Annotated in this window: 13 protein-coding genes; 3 read left to right on the forward strand and 10 right to left on the reverse strand. The window is 65.0% G+C overall.

Features of this window, described 5'->3' with window-relative positions; translation table 11 throughout:
• Positions 1–96: 96 nt before the first annotated feature.
• On the forward strand, positions 97–1,119 hold the full coding sequence (locus tag E4P29_RS01620) for an alpha/beta hydrolase family protein (RefSeq protein WP_135041335.1): 1,023 nt from the start codon (positions 97–99) through the stop codon (positions 1,117–1,119).
• 35 nt (positions 1,120–1,154) lie between these two features.
• Positions 1,155–2,120, forward strand: a complete 966-nt coding sequence (locus tag E4P29_RS01625) for a glucosyl-3-phosphoglycerate synthase (protein WP_135041337.1) — start codon at positions 1,155–1,157, stop codon at positions 2,118–2,120.
• A 69-nt stretch (positions 2,121–2,189) separates the two neighbouring features.
• Here the strand turns inward: E4P29_RS01625 and E4P29_RS01630 are convergent, their stop codons facing one another.
• From E4P29_RS01630 to E4P29_RS01675, 10 genes are all read right to left on the reverse strand, one after another.
• Complete coding sequence (locus tag E4P29_RS01630) at positions 2,190–3,782, reverse strand: 4-coumarate--CoA ligase family protein (RefSeq protein WP_135041339.1); 1,593 nt, start codon at positions 3,780–3,782, stop codon at positions 2,190–2,192.
• A gap of 99 nt (positions 3,783–3,881) precedes the next feature.
• Entirely contained in the window at positions 3,882–5,150 is a 1,269-nt protein-coding gene (locus tag E4P29_RS01635) for an ABC transporter permease (protein WP_135041341.1), read from the reverse strand.
• Positions 5,147–6,367: an ABC transporter permease gene (locus E4P29_RS01640; protein ID WP_032365197.1), complete on the reverse strand. Its 1,221-nt coding sequence runs from the start codon at positions 6,365–6,367 to the stop codon at positions 5,147–5,149. The genes E4P29_RS01635 and E4P29_RS01640 overlap by 4 nt, the downstream gene beginning before the upstream one ends.
• Positions 6,360–7,862 (reverse strand): ABC transporter ATP-binding protein, encoded by a 1,503-nt coding sequence (locus E4P29_RS01645; protein ID WP_135041343.1) that lies wholly within the window; start codon positions 7,860–7,862, stop codon positions 6,360–6,362. The genes E4P29_RS01640 and E4P29_RS01645 overlap by 8 nt, the downstream gene beginning before the upstream one ends.
• Before the next feature lie 18 nt (positions 7,863–7,880).
• Positions 7,881–8,972, reverse strand: coding sequence for a BMP family ABC transporter substrate-binding protein (locus E4P29_RS01650; protein WP_245154106.1), 1,092 nt, complete (start codon positions 8,970–8,972; stop codon positions 7,881–7,883).
• A gap of 77 nt (positions 8,973–9,049) precedes the next feature.
• A complete protein-coding gene (locus E4P29_RS01655) occupies positions 9,050–10,480 on the reverse strand; it encodes a nucleobase:cation symporter-2 family protein (protein WP_135041345.1) in 1,431 nt (476 codons plus the stop codon).
• Positions 10,481–10,537: 57 nt separating this feature from the next.
• A complete protein-coding gene (locus E4P29_RS01660; protein WP_135041347.1) occupies positions 10,538–11,044 on the reverse strand; it encodes a YbjN domain-containing protein in 507 nt (168 codons plus the stop codon).
• The gene (mshA, locus tag E4P29_RS01665) at positions 11,041–12,369 is read right to left on the reverse strand and encodes a D-inositol-3-phosphate glycosyltransferase (RefSeq protein WP_167735352.1); all 1,329 of its coding nucleotides are present in this window, start codon (positions 12,367–12,369) and stop codon (positions 11,041–11,043) included. The genes E4P29_RS01660 and mshA overlap by 4 nt, the downstream gene beginning before the upstream one ends.
• A gap of 67 nt (positions 12,370–12,436) precedes the next feature.
• Entirely contained in the window at positions 12,437–13,285 is an 849-nt protein-coding gene (locus E4P29_RS01670) for an alpha/beta hydrolase (protein WP_135041349.1), read from the reverse strand.
• Positions 13,286–13,296: 11 nt separating this feature from the next.
• Positions 13,297–14,622, reverse strand: coding sequence for an ROK family protein (locus E4P29_RS01675; protein ID WP_135041351.1), 1,326 nt, complete (start codon positions 14,620–14,622; stop codon positions 13,297–13,299).
• Between the two features lie 332 nt (positions 14,623–14,954).
• Here E4P29_RS01675 and E4P29_RS01680 point away from each other — a divergent pair, with 332 nt between their 5' ends.
• A complete protein-coding gene (locus E4P29_RS01680) occupies positions 14,955–15,710 on the forward strand; it encodes an SDR family oxidoreductase (RefSeq protein WP_135041353.1) in 756 nt (251 codons plus the stop codon).
• Positions 15,711–15,838 lie beyond the last annotated feature (128 nt).

Raw genomic sequence — 15,838 nt, forward strand, 5'->3', positions numbered from 1 at the left:
TGTTGTCGACACCAGTGATTCGCATTACCGTCCAAAGGCACATCGCGCTCGCCGGAGGTTTGTCGTGCGCGGCTCCCACAATGTCAGGAACCGTTGATGCCCAGTCGATTTCGCCTCGGTCAGGCGACCTTGTCGGCTCTGAGCGTGCTCGCTACCGTCGTCGTTCTCCTATCGAGTACGGCGGGGTCGGCCACGGCCGAGACCACCTCGTCGGTGGTCGGCGTCGAGGGAATCGCCGCCCGACGAGACATCGTGTGGGTGCATTCGGCAGCCATGGACCGCGATATCCAACTCGACGTATTTCGGTCGGCGCAGTCCGGTTCACCGACGCTCTATCTACTCAACGGAGCGGCGGGCGGTGACGGGGGAAGCAGCTGGTTCGACCAGACCGACATCGCCGGCTTCTTCGGAGACAAGAACGTCAACGTGGTGGTTCCGCGGGGCGGCGCTGCGAGCTATTACACCGACTGGTTGCACGACGATCCGGTACTGGGCCGAAACATGTGGTCCACCTTCCTCGGTCGCGAACTTCCTCCGTTGATGGATGCTCTGCTCGACGGCAACGGGGCCAATGCGGTCGCCGGTATCTCGATGGCGGGCACGTCCGTTCTGCAGTTGGCCATCGCCCATCCCTCGGTGTATCGATCCGTCGCCGCGTTCAGTGGATGCGCACGTACGAGCGACCCGGTGGGCGCGATGTACGTCAGGTCCGTCGTCGAGGCCCGCGGTGGTGGGTCGACCGCCAACATGTGGGGGCCACAGGGCAGCGCCGACTGGATTGCCAACGACCCCTACGTCAATGCCGAGGGGCTGCGCGGCATCGCCCTCTACATCTCGTCCGGAACGGGAACTCCCGGCGCGTTCGACGTGCCGGGCGGCCCGGGTATCGGCAGCGATTACGGCAAGCTCGCCCAGCAACTCGCCGTCGGCGCAGTGATCGAGGCGACGACCGACGTGTGCTCGCAACAGATGCAGAAACGGTTGCAGGAGTTGAAGATCGAGGCCACCTACAACTTCCGACCCAACGGGACCCATTCCTGGGCCTACTGGCAACAGGATCTGCACGATTCGTGGTCGGTGATCGCACCGTCGTTGGGGCTGCCGACCGGCACGCCCTGAGCCGTGACTCCTCGAGCGATGACGAAGGAAATGCGATGAACCGAAACGACGTTGCGGGCACTCCGGCTCTGGCTGCCACCTGGGCCCGCTCACCGTGGCCACTGGCAGACATCATCCGGGCCAAACGTGGCCGGACCGTCTCGGTCGTACTGCCCGCTCTCGACGAGGAAGAGACCGTCGCCGGCGTCATCGCCTCGATGACTCCCCATCTGGGCAGCCTGATCGACGAGCTGGTGGTGCTGGATTCGGGATCGACCGACCGCACCGCGGCGCGGGCCCGCTGCGCCGGCGCCACCGTCGTCTCCAGGGAGGACGCGCTACCCGGCACACCCGTGGTTCGCGGCAAGGGTGAAGCGCTGTGGCGCGGAGTGGCCGCCACCTCGGGCGACCTCGTGGTGTTCGTCGACTCCGATCTGGTCGATCCCGGTTCGCACTTCGTTCCCTCCCTCGTCGGGCCGCTGGTCATGTCCGACGACGTCGAGTTGGTCAAAGGCTTCTACCGTCGACCCCTGACGATCGGTGACACCACCGACGAGGACGGCGGCGGCCGCGTCACGCAGCTGACGGTACGTCCGCTGCTGACGGCGCTTCGGCCCGAACTCGCCGGTGTCTTCCAACCCTTGGGCGGTGAATACGCCGCGACTCGTCGCCTCCTGGAAGCACTTCCGTTCGCCCCCGGCTACGGCGTCGAGATCGGTGTACTGATCGATACGTGCGACCGGTTGGGTATCGGCGCGATAGGCCAGGTCGGATTGGGAACCCGACGGCATCGAAATCGGCCGACGTCGGAGTTGGCTGTCATGAGTCGACAGATCATCGCCACGATGTTCTCGCGCCTGGGCCTGAGCGATTCCGGAGCCGGGTTCACCACTTTCTCGACCACCGGAACTCAGCTCTCGATGAGCGTGGCACCGCTGTCTCTCGTCGACCGTCCCCCACTGATCGCCGTCGACCACTACCTCCATGCCAGTCGTCGGCATTCGATGAGTGCTCCGGTGTGAGACGAACACAGCCGCGCCCTCCACCGTCGAGCATGGTGGAGGGCGCGGCTGAATCGTGCGAGGAACGAGCTACTTGCCTGCGGCTTCCGATGCCCGCAGATCCTTGCGGAGAATCTTGCCCGCTGCGGACTTCGGCACGGTGTCGATGAACTCGACGCGTCGGACCTTCTTGTGCGGGGAGACGCGCTCGGCGACGAACGCGATGATGCCCTCTTCGTCGATCGTGGCACCCTGCTGGCGGACGACGAAAGCCTTGGGGATTTCCTCGCCCTCGTCGTCGAGAACACCGATGACGGCCGCGTCGGCGATTTCCTCGTGCGTGAGCAGCAGCGCCTCGAGCTCCGCCGGGGGCACCTGGTAGCCCTTGTACTTGATCAGTTCCTTGAGGCGGTCGACGATGTAGACGACGCCCTCGTGGTCGGCGACGGCGATGTCGCCGGTGTGTAGGTAACCGTCGGAGTCGAGGGTCTCCGCAGTGGCGGAGGGATTGTTCAGGTAACCCGCCATCACGTTCGGTCCCTTGACCCACAGCTCACCGGGCTCGCTCAATCCCTCTGTGGGAAGCTCGATCTCGTTGCCGGTGCCCGGGTCGACGAGCTTGTTCTCGGTGTTGGCCAGTGGCTGGCCCACCGAGCTGAGCGGCATGTCGTCGCGATCGAACGGGATCGCGTGGCTGACCGGGCTGAGCTCGCTCATGCCGTAGCCCTGACGCACCCGCGTGTTCAAGCGCTTGGCGACGGCCTTGCCGAGTTCCTCGTCCAACGGTGCTGCGCCGGAGAAGATGGTGTGCACGCTCGAGAGGTCGTACTGATCGATCATCGGATGCTTGGCGAGCGCGACGGCCACCGGCGGGGCGATGAACAGGTACGTCAGCTTCTGGTCCTGGATGATGCGCAGGAACTCGACGAGGTCGAACTTCGGCATCGTCACCAGATGTGCGCGCAGCTTGAGGGCGATGTTGAGCAGCACCGTCAAGCCGTAGATGTGGAAGAACGGCAGCAGTGCCAGGATCGCGTCGTTGCTGTCGATGCCCACGCGCGGTTCCATCTGGGCCACGTTGGCGACGAGGTTGCGGTGCGTGAGGATGACGCCCTTCGGCACCCCCGTCGTGCCGGACGAGTACGGCAGCACGGCTACGTGCGTCGCCGGATCGAACGAGACCTCGGGAGCAGGCGCGCCCTGGGTGAGCAGATCGCGCAGGCTCGGGTGGCCCTCGGCACCGTCGAGCACGATGACGTGATCGGCGTCGATACCCACCTTGTCCGCGGCGGCCTTGGCCTGCGGGTACAGCGGGGAGACGGTGAACAGGAACTTCGCGCCCGAGCCGCTGAGCTGCTTGGCGATGTCCTCGGCGGTGTAGAGCGCATTGATCGTCGTCGCAGTTCCGCCGGCACGCAGAATGCCGTGCAGCACCGAGGCGAATGCGGGGAGGTTCGGCGAATGCAGTCCGACGACGTCGCCGACCTCGAGCCCGCGGGCAGCGAGCGCCCCGGCGATCGCGTCGACCTGGCCGATCAGGCTCTTGTAGGTGGTGACGTCACCCGACGTGCCGTCGATGAGCGCAGGCTTGTCCAGATCGGATTCGGCGATGGAGCCGAACAGGAAGTCGTAGACGCTCAGATTCGGGATCTCGACGTCGGGAAAGGGACTGCGGAAGCTCATGGCTCTCCTTCGAAAAACTGCGGCAACAATGATCGAACCCTACAGTGAAAGCGGTCACATCGGACAGCGACCCTACCGCTGAGTCAGGTTGAGCGGGCGCTAACTTCGCGACGCGTACGGTTTGCCCGCCGCGGCCGGTCCTCGCACGTGGCCGACCAGCCCGGCGACGGCGAAGATGGTCACCACGTAGGGCAGCATCAACATGAATTCGCTGGGCACTGGGGACCCGATGATGCCCAGCACGTTCTGCAGGTTCGACGCGAATCCGAACAGCAATGCGGCCAGGGTGGCCCGCACCGGATCCCACCGGCCGAAGATGACCGCGGCGAGTGCGATGTAGCCGGCACCTGCGGTCATCTCCTTGCCGAAGGCACCGACGGAGCCGAGCGTGAAGTACGCACCGCCGAGCCCGGCGATGGCACCGGCGAGGCAGACGTTCCAGAAACGCGTTCGAGCCACGTTGATTCCGACGGTGTCGGCGGCCTGTGGGTGCTCACCGACCGCGCGCAGTCGCAGCCCCCATTTGGTGTGGAACAGGCCGAAGAACACCAGGGCCACGGCGATGTACATCAGGTACACGATGAGCGTCTGCCGAAACAGCACCGGCCCGAGGATCGGTATCTGCGAGAGCACCGGAATGTCGATGCGGGCGAAGCGCGGCGGCGAGTTGAGCGTCTCGGCGTTCTTGGTGAGCACCACCGAGTACAGGAAACTCGTCAATCCCACGACGAGCACGTTGAGCACCACACCGACGATGACCTGATTGACGAAGTAGCGAATCGAGAACACGGCCAGCAGAGATGCGGTCAGTGCGCCGGCGACCAGAGCGGCGAGCAACGCCACGTAGGTCGAACCGGTGATCGACGCGACGACGGCGCTGACGAACGCCCCTGCCAGTAGCTGCCCTTCGATGGCGATGTTGATGACGCCGACGCGCTCGGAGATCACTCCTCCCATCGCACCGAAGATCAGCGGTGTGCTCAGAGCGACTGCGCCGATGAGCAATCCGGGTACGGGGATCGTCTCCCCGTCCGCGGCCCATGCGAGGAATCCGAACACGAACAGCACCGCGAACACGGCGAGCAGCCACAGCGGCGTCGACCGGTAACGCGACGCCAGCAGCGCCGCGTAGCCGGTGATGACGGCCAGCAGTACGACCACGACCAGGCCGGTGCCGTACGACGGCACCCCGACGGCGGGCAGTGCGAAGAAGTCGTCTTCCGAGGCCAAAGCGAATGTACTTGTCCCCGAGCCTTTCCGGACCACGAACAGCCCCAACGCCAGCAGTGTCACGACCCCGAGGATCGTGGGCACCTTCCAACTACGACCGAGGACCGTCTCTGCGGGTGAGTCGACGGATGTGGTCACAGTGCACCCACCTTCGCGGTCTCGGCTTTGGCGAGTTTCTCTTCACCGGGTTTGGGCAATCGGAACACCGCTCGCACCAACGGCGGGGCGGCGATGAACAGCACGATCACCGACTGCACGACGAGCACGATATCGATGGGCACGCCCTCGGCCGCCTGCATGGCGAACCCGCCGGCCTTGAACGCGCCGAAGAGGATTCCCGCGAAGAAGACGCCCCACGGTTTGGATCGCCCGAGCAGGGCCACGGTGATGGCGTCGAATCCGATACCGGCGTCGATGTCGGCACTGAAGCCGGTGGTGACCGTACCGAGCACCTGAGCGACACCGGCCAGACCGACGAGAGCTCCGGACAGGATCATCGCGTAGAGGTAGATGCGGTTGACGTTCATTCCGGCGACGCGTGACGCGTGTGGGTTCTCACCGACGGCACGGAATCGGAATCCGAGGCTCGATCGTTCGAGCAGCCACCACACCGCGACCGTCACGAGGATGACCAGAACGAACCCGAGATGCAGGTTGTACTTGTCGCCGAAGAGCTTCGGGAACACGGCCGTCGATTCGATGGGGGCCGTCTTGGGATTGTTCGATCCCGGAGCCTGCAGCGCACCGGGAGTACGGAGGAGGTACGAAATGAGATAGAACGCAACGTAATTGAGCATGATCGTGACGATCACCTCGTGGGCACCGGTGCGGGCCTTGAGAAATCCTGCGATACCGCCCCAGACGGCACCGCCCACGACGCCTGCGACGACGGCCACCAGCAGATGGATGCCGGCAGGCAGGCTCACCCCGAAACCGACCCAGCCCGCACATGCGGCGGCGATGAGCATCTGGCCACGACCACCGATGTTGAACATTCCGACTCGAAAAGCAAGGGCCACACCGAGTCCGGCGACGATGAGCGGTGTCGCGAACGTCAACGTCTCGGTCAACGGCCGGATGCCGTTCTCGAACCCGGGACGACGGAAGTTGTACACCGACCCCTGGAACAGCGACGAATACGCGCCGGAGACCGAATCCCAGATCGCAGTCAGCATGTCGGACGGACGGGAGAAGAAGTAGCCTGCCGATTCCTGGACGCCGGAGTTGGTCGCGGCAATGAGGACGGCACCGACGATCAGCGCAAGCAGGACCGCGAGAACCGAGATGATCGCACTGCCGGTGAAGATCTGCCGAAGTACGACATGAGCTTTCGACGGTTGCTCGGTCTCACTCACCGCGCTCGCCGCCCATCATCAATCCGAGTGTTTCGCGGGACGTATCCCCGGGGACGATTCCCACGATTGCTCCTCGATACATGACGGCTATGCGGTCGGCCAGTGCGGCGACCTCGTCCAGTTCGCTCGACACCACGATGACCGGGATCCCCGAATCCCGGGTGGCGACGATGCGTTTGTGTACGAATTCGATGGATCCCACGTCGATTCCGCGAGTGGGCTGCGCGGCGACGAACAGTCGCAGATCGCGACTCAGTTCGCGCGCGAGCACCACCTTCTGCTGGTTACCACCGGACAGACGTCCGACGGCGGTTCCGATTCCCGGTGCCCGCACGTCGAATTCGCTCAGTTTCTCCGACGCGAACGTGTCGAGGTAGTCCCGCTGAACCGCTCCGCGCCGCACGAACGGCTCACCGATGGAACGGTCGAGCATGAGGTTCTCGGCGATCGAGAACTCCCCCACCAGGCCGTCGACGGTCCGGTCCTCGGGCACGAACCCGACGCCGGCGTCGAGCACCTGCTGAACTGTCGCTCCGACGAGAGAGCGGCCGTCGAGGGCGATCTTTCCGGATACGTTCTCCTGCAAGCCGAGTAGCGCCTCGACAAACTCGGTCTGCCCGTTGCCCTGCACGCCGGCGATGGCAACGATTTCTCCCGCGGCGACCTCGAGACTGATGTCGTCGACGGTTTTGTTGCCCTGGGCGTCGAACACCGACAGGTTCTCGACGACCAGTGCGGCAGCACCCGGCTCGGCCGGTTCCTTCGAAACGGTCAGCTGCACATCACGTCCCACCATCAACGCGGCGAGTTCGGTGTTACCTGCCGTCGGCTTCGCTTCGCCGACGACCTTGCCGAGCCGGATGACGGTGATCTTGTCTGCTACTTCGCGTACTTCACGGAGCTTGTGGGTGATGAACACGATGGTGGTGCCCGACGCCGCAAGTTCCCGCATGATCCGCATCAGATCGTCGGTTTCCTGCGGCGTCAGCACGGCCGTCGGCTCGTCGAACACGAGCACCTTGGCTTCTCGAGAGAGCGCCTTGACGATCTCGACCCGCTGCTGCACGCCGACGGGCAGATCGTCGACGAGAGCATCGGGGTCGAGGTCGAAGCCGAACCTCGCGGATATCTCTCGTACCAGCTTTCGTGCTGCCACGAGGTCGAGTCGTCCACCGAGCGAGGTGGTTTCGTTGCCGAGCACGATGTTCTCGGCAACGGTGAACACCGGAATCAGCATGAAGTGCTGATGCACCATGCCGATTCCTGCAGTCATGGCCTCGCCCGGTCCGGCGAACTGCTGCTCGACGTCATCGAGCAGGATCTGGCCCTCCTCGGCGCGGTACAGGCCGCTGAGCACGTTCATCAACGTGGACTTGCCTGCACCGTTCTCACCGAGGAGGCAGTGGATCTCGCCGGATTCGACCGTCAGATCGATGTGATCGTTGGCGATCAACGAGCCGAATCGTTTGGTTATACCGCGAAGTTCGAGCTTCATATCCCTTTACGACCGGGGCTACTTGGGTGCCGACGGCGATTCGACGGTGATGGACCCGTCGACGATGCCGGCCTTGATCGTGTCCAGTTCACCCTGCAGTGCGGGGTCGACCTGGGACTCGAAGTCGTGGAACGGTGCGATGCCGACGCCGTCGTTCTCCAGGGTGCCCACGTACGGAGCGTTGTCGAACTTGTCTGCACCGGAGTTGGCCACTACCTCGTCGACACTGGTCTTGAGGCCCTTGGTCACCGAGGTGAGCAGCAGGTCGCCGACCGACGGGTCCGACTCGAAGACGTCGGCGTCCGCACCGATCAGTGCGACCGGACGAGAGGAGTCCCGAATGGCCTGCGCCGCACTCTGATAGATGGGTCCACCGACGGGGAAGATGACGTCGGCGTTCTGGTCGATCAGGCCCTGGGCGGTGTTCTTGGCGACCTCGTTGGCGGTGAATCCACCGGTGAACGAGCCGTTCTGGGAAGGCACGTCCCAGCCGATGACGCGGACTGCCTTGCCCTTCTGCTCGTTGAAGTAGTTCACACCGTCGGCGAAACCGTCCATGAAGATGGTGACGGTCGGCAGCTGCGAGCCGCCGAAGGTGCCGACGACTCCGGTCTTGCTGTAGCTGGCGGCGGCGTAACCGGCCAGGAATGCCGACTGCGACGCGTCGTAGGTCAGCGGCTTGACGTTCGGCAGATCGATCGTGGAGTCGTCGATGATCGCGAAATCGATGTCGGTGTTCGCCTCGGCCGCGACCTTGGTGGCGTCGGCCAGGTCGAATCCGACGGTGACGATCAGGTTGCAGCCCTGATCGACGAGGTTGTTGATGTTGGGGGCGTAGTCGGTGGGCGACGCGGACTCGACGGTGCGCGGCTCGACGCCGAGCTCGCCTGCAGCCTCGGTCAGTCCCTCGAATCCGAGCTGGTTGAACGACTTGTCGTCGAATCCGCCACTGTCGGAGACCATGCAGGGCAGGAAGTCACTCGAGCCGCCCCCGCCCGATCCTTCGTTCTCGGGTGCGGATCCACAGCCTGCGATCAGGGCGATGGCACCGAGCGACGCGACGCCGCCGAGTGCTGCCTTCCGCGTACTCGTGCGGGTAACGAATGACAAGATGTCCTCCAATATCGATGTGTGTTTCGTCTGTTTCGGGACGGTACTCGCGCGAACCTGGGTGCGCAGGATTTCACTCAGGTATCGGACTCGGGCGCGACCTTGCCGGGCAAGGTTCCGCCTTTGCCGAGTACCCGTGCTTCGTCCTCGCGCACCATCACTGCCGGGCCCGCAGCGACCACCGATGGATTCGACGGCGTACCGGGCTTGAATACGTTGAAGAATACGTTGAGCACCACTGCGACAATGCTTGCGGCACTGATTCCGGAATGGAACACCGTGACGAACCAGTCCGGGAACTCGTCCCAGAAGTCGCTCGCAACAACAGGAATGAGGCCGAAAGCCAAGGTCACCGCCACGATGACGACGTTCGCGTTGTTGTCGTAGTTCACCTTGCCGAGGGTGCGGATTCCACTGGCGGCGACGGTTCCGAACAACGCGATTCCGGCACCGCCGAGCACGGGCAGCGGGACCACGCCGACCACCGCCGCGAGAATCGGCGAAAGCCCCAGCAACGCAAGCACGCCGCCGCCCAGGGCGACGACGAAGCGGCTCTTGATACCGGTCATCGCAACCAATCCCACGTTCTGCGCGAACGCCGTGGCCGGGAACGTGTTGAAGATAGGGGCGACGGCCGAGGAGACCATGTCTGCGCGCAAACCGTCGCCGACACGTCTGGAGTCGACGTCGGTTCCGACGACCTCTCCCACAGCCAGGATGTCGGCCGTGGTCTCGACCATCACCACCAGGATCACGATCGTCATCGACACGATCGCGCCGACGGCGAAGATCGGCGAGCCGAAAGCGAAGGGGGTGGGCACCGCGACCACCGCAGCGTCCCCGACACCGCCGAAATCCGTCTTGCCCAGGATCAATGCTGCGATCGTCCCGACGACGAGCCCGAGCAGGATGGACATCCGCGAGAGCAGCTTGATCTTGGTCATCACCAATATTGCGAGCAGGGTGAACATCGCCAGTCCGATGTTGCCGGGGTGCAGGTAATCGGGATTCGGCGCACCGCCCACCATTTCCTGGCCGGTGATCCAGCGCGCGGCCACCGGCATCAGCGACAGCCCGATCACGGTGATGATGCTTCCGGTCACCAGGGGCGGGAAGAAGCGGACGATCTTCGAGAAGAACGGGGCGATCGCCAAACCGATCAGCGCGGCGACCAGAACTGCTCCGAGCACCGTGCGCAGTCCGGTTCTACCGTCCTCCGCGTTGCCGATGATGGTCAGCACCGTCGACACCGATGCAAACGAGATGCCTTGCACCAGCGGCAGTTGCGAGCCGAAGAACGGAACTCCGACGGTCTGCAGCACGGTCGCGACGCCGCTGACGAACAGCGCGCACGAGATGAGCAGCGCTTGATCGGCCCCGGACAGGCCCGCAGCACCGCCGACGATGATCGGGACGGCGATGACACCGCCGAACATCGACAAGATGTGCTGCATGCCGTAACCGAACATCTGCAGCAGCGGCGGGCGAGAGTCCTCGGGCCTGGTCATGACCTCAGGCTAGGAACCTGACGTTACCGAGGGCAATACCCAGCCGTTTCCGGCGAGTTACGGATGTTCCGGCTTGTCGCTGCTGCCATTGGCCACCAGGTGCTCGAACGCCTTCAGATTCGCGAGCGATTCACCCCGCGAGACACGCCAGGCCCATTCGCGCTTGATCGACTCGGCGAAACCCAGTTCGAGCAACACGTTGAAGTCGCCGTCGGCGGCCTCGAGGGTCTGACCGAAGATCCGATCGAGTTCGTCACCGTCGACGGCGCGCAACGACATTCGGCCCACCAGGTAGATGTCACCGACCTTGTCGATCGTGTAGTGCACTCCGTACAACCGACGGTTGCGACGCAGCAGGTATTTGTAGACGCCCTCGAAGTTCTCGTCGGGCTTGCGGCACACGAATGCCTCGATGCGCACCCCGTGGTGTCCGACGGTCACCATCGTCGTCGTCTTCAGTTTGCGTTCCCCGGGCAGTTCGACGGTGAACACCTCGCCGCGCCGCGTGTAGTCCAGTTCGCGATCCTTCAGGACCCGATCGATCAGTTCGGCGGTTTCGCTCATGCAGTCACTGCTCCCGATCTGCGCAATTTCGACAATCCTCGGACTCGACGCGGCGAGAATTCACTCGGTGCCTCGCCCCGATCGAAGTGGTATCGGGCCTGCCGGTAGCTCTCGATCAGGCCGTCCGCGGTGTGTTCCCACGAGAAGTTACGCGCATGAAGCGGTGCGGCAATTGCCATCTCGGACAACGCCGCTCGGTCGCCGAGCATCGACGCCAATGCGTCGGCCCAGTCCGTGATGCGGTGTCCCTGCACCAGTCGCCCGGTTTCACCCGATCGCACCGCGACGCCGAGCCCGCCGACATCGGCTGCGAGAACCGGTGTTCCACAGGCCTGGGCTTCGATCGCCACCAGACCGAACGATTCGTTGTAGCTCGGCACTGCTACGAGGTCGGCGGCTCGATACACCTGCGCCAGACGAGCGGACGGCTGCGGCGGCAGGAACGTCACGTGCGGGGTGATCCCGAGCGTATCGGCCAGATCGATCAGACTGTCGGGTCGATCCAACCCGCTGCCGGACGGGCCGCCCACGATCAGAATCCGCAGCGGCATGCTCGGATGACGTTGCAGCACTTCGGCAGCCGCTGCGACCAGAACGTCGGGGGCCTTGAGAGGTTGGATCCGCCCGACGAACGCGACGACGGCCTCGTCCTGCGAGAGTCCGAGCGCGGCACGTGCGGCCCGCTTGTCTCCCGGGTTGTATTGCGCCAGATCGGCTCCCGGGGCAACCACGTCGATCGACTCCTGCCGAGCCCCGTAGATCTCGACGAGCGATTTCGCTTCCTCGGTGGTGTTGGCGATCAATCGATCGGCCTCGGCGACCACCTGCTGCTCACCGATCTGGCGGGCCGCGGGCTCGGGTGCGTCGCCCTGAGCCAGGGACGCGTTCTTGACGGCTGCGAGGGTGTGCGCTGTGTGCACCAACGGCACTCCCCAGCGGTCACGCGCCAACCACCCCACCTGACCCGACAGCCAGTAATGCGAATGAACCAGGTCGTAGTAGCCGGGCTCGTGCCGAGCTTCCTCGCGGAGCACCCCGGCCGCGAAAGCACACAGTTGAGTGGGCAGGTCGTGTTTGTCCAGACCCTCGAACGGCCCCGCGACGATGTTGCGTACCAGCACCCCGGGAGCGGCCTCGACGACCGGCGCGTCGCTCGACGACGTCGCGCGGGTGAATATCTCGACCTCGACGCCGCGTTCGGCCAACTGCTTGGCGCTCTGCAGTACGTAGACGTTCATTCCCCCGGCATCGCCCGTTCCGGGCTGCGCCAGCGGGGAGGTATGCAAGGACAACACAGCGACCCTGTTCAGCCGGCGTCCAGTCACTTCTTCAGCGTGCACGCCTCCACATTACGTCGCCACGTCTGCCACTTCGCACGGCCTGCGCTTTTGCTCACCCGTCCAGACCGTCGACGAATTCGCTCACCTCGCCGAGAAAGCGCTCTGGATCGGCGACGAACGGGCCGTGGTCGACGCCGTCCCAGTACGACGCGCCGGCTCCGGGAATCAGGTCCGCGGCGTGCCGACCGGCCGAGACATCGACGACGGTGTCGTCGATTCCGTGCAGCACGAAGGCAGGGATATCGAGGTTGCGCAGCAGCTCGTCGTGGCCGACGGTGCGATCGAACAACGCCGCGCGAACCCGCGGTCGGGTGGACAGGGTCAACCCGAACAGCGCCTGCGCTTCGGTGCCCTTTCCCTCGACGGGGCCCGTCAACGCGTTGCCGAAACCACCCAGCGCCTTGATCGCGACACGCGGTTCTTCGGCCATCGCCCCGGGGATCGCTGCCCGCATGGCCGTGCCCACCCGTCCGCCTGCCTCGCCTCTGCCGATACTCGTGATCGCGCCGACGAGCACGATGCCCGCGATCGCGTCCGAGCCGTGGGTCGCGAGATAGTCGCAGATCACCAGCCCGCCGTACGACCACCCCAGCAGCACTGCGCCTGCCGTGATGTTCTCGGCGTCCAGCACCGCGGCCACGTCCCCGGCCCAGATCTTCGAGTCGTCGTATCCGGTCGCGGGGGCATCGGAGTAACCGTGACCACGCAGGTCGACGGCAACGACGCGATAGCGCGAGGACAGATCGGCCAGCAGCCCGTCGCCCCAACACGCCGAACTCTGCGCCCACCCGTGCAGCAGAACCAGCGGTCTCGCCGCCGGATCACCGGTGACGCGGTAGACGATGTTCGCTCCGTCGATGCCGGTGGCCTGCCGAACCGGTCCTGCTGCAGGGGTGCTCATGTGGGGTCAACTTACGCGGCTGCTCGGCGCATCGAGGCCAGTGGATCCGAGTACAGGGAACTGAGCGAGACCACCGTCGCGGCGAACTCCTGCACCCTGTCGCCGAAACCGGTGACCCGAATGTCCCTGCGCGGCAACGTCGAATTGGCGGCGAAGGCCTCCCCCACGTGCGGAATCCCGGCGGGATACGCCGTGAACGCCTGGCCACCGAGTACCACCCGATCCGGATTGAACATGTCGCGTAGCAGGGCAACCGTTCGACCCAACGTGACGGCCCGTTCGACGAGCAATTCTCGGGCCGCCTCCGAGCCGTCGGTTGCGGCTCGGTACACGGCGGAGATAGTCGGCCGGGGTTGCGGGGCAGTCGTATGGGTCGCTCCGCGGGCTACGCTCGCGAAAATTTTGCGGTCGATCGCTGCGGTCACGATCGCGCGATCGCTGACGGCCGCTTCGAGGCATCCCCGGTTGCCGCAGCTGCACAGCACCGACGAGCCGGTGGGCAGGTGAGCGATCGACCCGGGTCCACTGGACGGAGTGTGCACGCGGCCGTCGATCGTCAGCGCCATACCTGCGCTTTCGCGGGCATAGAAGTAGAGCGAGGTGCCGGTGCTGCTCGGCGGAGTAGCGGCGTCGGATACGCGGGGCGCGAGCAGAAGTTCCGACGCCGCCATCGCTTCGACGTGCCCGGAAACCGAGATCGGTAGCCCCAACCCACCGCCGATGACGCCCGCCACCTGGGCGTTCTCCCAGCCCAGACGCGGATGGTCGACGGTGCCGGTCGTCGTGTCGACACGGCCGCCGAGGGCAACCCCCACCCACAGTGGGGTGCGCCGATGCCATCTGCCGGCGAAGGCCCCGGCGCTGCGGGTGATCGAGGCGAGCGCCGCATCGGCGGACCCGCTCGGCGTGGGAATCTCGACAGCCCCAAGGATCTTTCCGCGTGGATCACTGACGATGATTCCGGTGACGACGGCACCGATATGGATCCCGATGGTCGAGAACGGCTCGTGATTGACCTCGAACGGTACCCGGGGGCGTCCGATCGCACCGGCGGCCGTGAGGTCCGCGCGCTCGCGCAGCAATCCGACGCCGAGCAGAGCAGACACCTGACGATTGACCGTGGCTATGCTCAAACCCGTTGTGCGAGCGGCACTGTCGCGCGAGATCGGACCCTCGACGCACGCGACCCGCAGTACCGACGCCGCGGGACTGTCGGCAATCCGCAGATCGGGCGCAACGAGCTGGACCCGCGATCGCGGCGGGGTGTGGGAGGTGGACCGCGCCGGCGAGCGCAGCGCGGTGGGGCGAGAGTGGTGGTGCAGCGTGGATACGGACATCCGTCTTGTTCCTCAGCAGTGGAATCCTTCGTCTCGTGTGCAACGTCGACGAAAGAGCGAAGTGATGCAGGTCAAGGGGTGAGGCGGACCCCAGAGGTCCACGTCACGCGAATCGACTGTCCGTAGCGCGAAAGGGCTAGAGACAGGTTCCTTGGCCGAGACAACACAGTTCCCGAGGAAGCGGGAGGCGAGACCCGAGGGACGCGGTCACATAGGTGACCCGCATCGCGGTGGTCTCGCTGGCGGACATGAGTCCAAAATTAGCACTCGAAGTCCGGATGTCCAATCGGGCCCGTCCAGAAGTGTTGTTTCTCCCGAACTAGAATTTCCCCATGACCTCGCCCGAACACATCGCACCCGATACCCGCATCGCCGTCGTCACCGGAGCGAGTTCCGGCATCGGCGCGGCCACTGCTCGCCAACTCGCCGCCGACGGATTCCACGTGGTGATCGGCGCACGCAGGCTCGACCGGCTCGAGGAGTTGGCGTCGGAGATCGGCGGCACGGCCCTGGAACTCGATGTGACGGACGAGGATTCGGTTGCGGCCTTCGCTGCGGTGATCCCCCGCGTCGACGTTCTGATCAACAATGCCGGTGGTGCAAAGGGATTGGCCCCGGTGATCGACGCCGACCTCGACGACTGGCGCTGGATGTGGGAGACCAACGTTCTCGGCACGCTCCGCGTCACGAAAGCGTTGCTGCCCAAGCTGATCGATTCCGGAGACGGCCTGATCGTCACCATCACCTCCGTCGCGGCATTCGAGGCCTACGACAACGGCTCGGGCTACACCTCCGCCAAACATGCTCAGGCCGTACTGCATCGGACGCTGCGCGGAGAACTCCTCGGCAAGCCCGTGCGGTTGACCGAGGTCGCGCCCGGTGCCGTGGAAACCGAGTTCTCACTCGTCCGCTTCGACGGTGACGCAGCCAAGGCCGACGCGGTCTACCAGGGCATCACGCCGTTGGTCGCGAGCGACATCGCGGAGGTGATCGGCTTCGTGGCCTCGCGCCCGTCCCACGTCAACCTGGACCAGATCATCATCAAGCCACGCGATCAGGCCGGTCCGGGGCGCTTCTCCCGCAAGTAGTAGTGCGCTGCGCGCCAGGAGTGGAGCCGGCGGAACGACCAGATAGCCAGGAGTGGAGCCTGCGGAACGACCCAATGGACAGTGGCGTGGTTATGTGCCCCCTGGGGTACATAACCACGCCACTGCCG

The sequence above is a fragment of the Rhodococcus sp. 1R11 genome (assembly GCF_004563845.1).
GTDB lineage: Bacteria > Actinomycetota > Actinomycetes > Mycobacteriales > Mycobacteriaceae > Rhodococcoides.

Coding starts and splice junctions, on each gene's coding strand:
- E4P29_RS01620 (WP_135041335.1), top strand. CDS start 97: ATGCCCAGTCGATTTCGCCTCGGTCAGGCGACCTTGTCGGCTCTGAGC.
- E4P29_RS01625 (WP_135041337.1), top strand. CDS start 1,155: ATGAACCGAAACGACGTTGCGGGCACTCCGGCTCTGGCTGCCACCTGG.
- E4P29_RS01630 (WP_135041339.1), bottom strand. CDS start 3,782: ATGAGCTTCCGCAGTCCCTTTCCCGACGTCGAGATCCCGAATCTGAGC.
- E4P29_RS01645 (WP_135041343.1), bottom strand. CDS start 7,862: ATGAAGCTCGAACTTCGCGGTATAACCAAACGATTCGGCTCGTTGATC.
- E4P29_RS01655 (WP_135041345.1), bottom strand. CDS start 10,480: ATGACCAGGCCCGAGGACTCTCGCCCGCCGCTGCTGCAGATGTTCGGT.
- E4P29_RS01660 (WP_135041347.1), bottom strand. CDS start 11,044: ATGAGCGAAACCGCCGAACTGATCGATCGGGTCCTGAAGGATCGCGAA.
- E4P29_RS01670 (WP_135041349.1), bottom strand. CDS start 13,285: ATGAGCACCCCTGCAGCAGGACCGGTTCGGCAGGCCACCGGCATCGAC.
- E4P29_RS01675 (WP_135041351.1), bottom strand. CDS start 14,622: ATGTCCGTATCCACGCTGCACCACCACTCTCGCCCCACCGCGCTGCGC.
- E4P29_RS01680 (WP_135041353.1), top strand. CDS start 14,955: ATGACCTCGCCCGAACACATCGCACCCGATACCCGCATCGCCGTCGTC.